Here is a 578-nt window from a genome sequence, read left to right on the forward strand (position 1 = left end):
TTAGATAACTAACCTTATTTAAGGTAGACCCTTATCAATAGCGAGGTTAAAAAAGTACCAAGAAGCATAGTCGATACTAAATAAGACGAATATGCGGCATTACTTATAATCTCACCTCTTTAAAGCGCAGTAAACGCAAAGCATTGAGCGTGACCAGAACCGTCGCGCCAGCATCGGCCAGTACCGCAATCCAAAGTCCTGTAATACCAAACACAGTAGTAATCAAAAATATGCCCTTTAGTCCGAGCGCAAACGTCACATTTTGATGAATATTGGTCATCGTGGCACGCGATAGTACAATAAGATTGGCAACGTCCATCACGCGGCTTTTCAACAGTGCAATATCAGCCGTTTCGATAGCCACATCGGTACCACTACCCATAGCAATACCGACATCTGCTGTTGCTAGTGCTGGTGCATCATTAATGCCGTCACCAATCATCGCTATTTGGTTGTTGTCTTTCATCTCGCTTAGCAGACGTAGCTTGTCTTCAGGTAACAGCTCAGCCTGCCACTCTATATCTAACTGACTGGCAAGCGCTTTTGCTGTACGGCTATTGTCACCTGTGAGCATGACA

Annotated in this window: 1 protein-coding gene; it reads right to left on the reverse strand. The window is 44.5% G+C overall.

The window, feature by feature from the left end; all coding sequences use genetic code 11:
* Positions 1-103: 103 nt before the first annotated feature.
* Positions 104-578, reverse strand: a 475-nt coding sequence (locus ACS8FD_RS23100) for an HAD-IC family P-type ATPase (protein WP_439277576.1), incomplete at its 5' end; no start/stop codon positions are given.

This window comes from Psychrobacter sp. 1U2 (assembly GCF_051847575.1).